This window comes from Azoarcus sp. TTM-91, from assembly GCF_012911025.1.
Classification (GTDB): Bacteria; Pseudomonadota; Gammaproteobacteria; order Burkholderiales; family Rhodocyclaceae; genus Azoarcus.
The window spans coordinates 1-441 of the sequence record NZ_WUEI01000300.1; the positions used below are offsets into that span (position 1 = coordinate 1).

1 protein-coding gene is annotated in these 441 nt (G+C 77.1%); it reads left to right on the plus strand.

Annotated features, from left to right (window positions below; translation table 11 throughout):
- Nucleotides 1-123 precede the first annotated feature (123 nt).
- Nucleotides 124-441, plus strand: a 318-nt coding sequence (locus GRF61_RS24690; RefSeq protein ID WP_211166200.1) for a hypothetical protein, incomplete at its 3' end; no start/stop codon positions are given.

Here is a 441-nt window from a genome sequence, read left to right on the forward strand (position 1 = left end):
CCCCAGCCCAGCCTCAAGCGGCCCGCCAAGGCTTCCCCCCTGAATGCCGCCAAGCCGGCCAGGCGCGGACGTATTCCGGGCTCGCCGGCATCCCTTTCTTCGTCTGCCACCCTGCATGCCAAAGTGACCGCGCTGCGACGGGCCAACGCCGCGCAGCCCGCCGCGGCCGAGCAGGCAGCAAGCTGCCGGCCGCCCCTGGCTGCCGATGCCCGCAAGGCGGCCCGGCGGGCGAAGGCCGCCCGGCTGGCCGCGGCGCGCTCCGCCAACGGCCGTCCGCCTCTGCGGGTGATAGAGGGCGGGCTGCAGCCGGATTCCGCCGAGGACCCGCCGCCGTCGCCCGGCAGCAAACGGCGCCGCCGCAGCGCGGGGGGGGCGGAGCAAGCCCAGGCGGGCCGCTGGACCGGCGGCGGGCACGAAGACTGCGACACTCAGCCCAGCCAC